This window comes from bacterium (assembly GCA_016873475.1).
Taxonomy (GTDB): Bacteria; Krumholzibacteriota; Krumholzibacteriia; order JACNKJ01; family JACNKJ01; genus VGXI01.
Genome location: VGXI01000404.1, coordinates 1 through 1,684, shown reverse-complemented (window position 1 = coordinate 1,684; position 1,684 = coordinate 1). Strand labels below are relative to the sequence as shown.

The following is a 1,684-nucleotide window of genomic DNA, read 5'->3' as shown; positions in this document are numbered from 1 at the left end:
GCGACGTCCACGGCGTACTCGAGGAAGATCACGGGATCGTTGTAGGTGAAGGCCACGCTGCGGCAGTCCAGCGCGGCCGCGGCGGCGGCGATCGCTGCGGGGGTCGCCGCCGCGGCGAGGATGTCCGTCGCGCGCGCCTTGCTCAGCTCCCAGTTCTGGCAGAAACGGCAGGAGAGGTTGCAGCCGGCCGTGCCGAAGGAGAGCACGGGCGTGCCGGGCAGGAAGTGGTAGAGGGGCTTCTTCTCGATCGGGTCCACACAGAAGCCGCTCGAGCGGCCGTAGGTGTCCAGCACCAGCCGCTCGCCCCTGCGCAGGCGCACGAAGCAGAAGCCGCGCTGACCGTCTGCGAGCCGGCAGCGGTGCGGGCAGAGCGTGCACTCGAGGCGGCCGTCGTCGCGAGGCTGCCAGTGCCGCGCTGTGAAGGCGGTATCGTCCACGGCCTCAGTATAGGGCAGCCCAGGGCCGGCGCAACCTTGCCTTCGCGGGGGCGTCGGTGCATCTTCTCGCCAATCGGGGAACCGGAGGCTTCTTCATGCGCACAGCCCTGCTCCTGGCGGCGAGCGCCGCCGTGCTGCTCGGCGGCCTGGCCATCGCCGGTCTCGCTGCCCAGTTGCCCCCGCTCGAGTTCGAGCACTACGAGCTGCCGAACGGGCTCGACGTCATCCTGCACGTCGACCGCAGTACGCCGATCGTCGGCGTCAACGTCTGGTACCACGTCGGCTCGAAGAACGAGCGGCCCGGCCGCACCGGCTTCGCCCACCTCTTCGAGCACATGATGTTCCAGGGCTCCCAGCACTACGACGACGACTACTTCCTGCCCTTGGAGAAGGCCGGCGGCCAGGTCAACGGCTCGACGACCGAGGATCGCACGAACTATTGGGAGAACGTGCCGAGCGATCAGCTCGAGCTCGCGCTCTTCCTCGAGGCCGACCGGATGGGCTACCTGCTCCCTGCGATGACCGACGAGAAGCTGGCCAATCAGAAGGACGTCGTGAAGAACGAGAAGCGGCAGGGAGAGAACGAGCCCTACGCCAAGGCTTGGGACCTGCTGCCGGGACTGCTCTACCCGGCGGAGCACCCTTACTCCTGGACCGTGATCGGCAGCATGGAGGACCTCTCGGCGGCCTCGCTCGCGGACGTCTCCGACTTCTTCCGTCGCTACTACGCGCCGAACAACGCCTCCCTGGCCGTGGCCGGCGACTTCGATCCCGCCCGGGCGAAGGCGCTCATCGAGAAGTACTTCGGGGGCATCCCGAGCGGCCCCGCCGTGGATCGCCTCGAGACCTGGGTGCCGCGCCTGGACGGCGAGCGGCGTCTCGTCGCCGAGGACGCCGTCGAGCTGCCGCGCCTGTGGCTGGCCTGGCACATCCCGGGCAACTTCCAGCCTGGGGACGCCGAGTTCGAGCTGCTCGCGGCCGTGCTCGGCACCGGCAAGACCTCGCGCCTCTACCAGCGGCTGGTCTACGATCTGCAGATCGCCCAGGAGCTGGAGGTCAGCGTCGACCGCCGCGAACTGTGCAGCCTTTTCATGATCGACGCCACCGCCCGGCCCGGCGTGCCGCTGGCCCGCCTCGAGACCGAGATCGACGCCGTCCTCGCCGGGGTGCTCGCCAAGGGCGTCACCGCGGCCGAGCTCGATCTGGCCATGGTCGGCTACGAGGGCCGCTTCCTGCGCCGGCCGGGG

The 1,684-nt window shown here is 69.5% G+C and carries 2 protein-coding genes; one reads left to right on the top strand and one right to left on the bottom strand.

The annotated features are described in order from the left end of the window. Nucleotides 1-437: AmmeMemoRadiSam system radical SAM enzyme (gene amrS, locus FJ251_16190; protein ID MBM4119240.1), on the bottom strand; the 437-nt coding region annotated here is incomplete at its 3' end. A 95-nt stretch (nucleotides 438-532) separates the two neighbouring features. Between amrS and FJ251_16185 the strand changes: the two genes are divergently transcribed. Beyond that, nucleotides 533-1,684: insulinase family protein (locus tag FJ251_16185; protein ID MBM4119239.1), on the top strand; the 1,152-nt coding region annotated here is incomplete at its 3' end.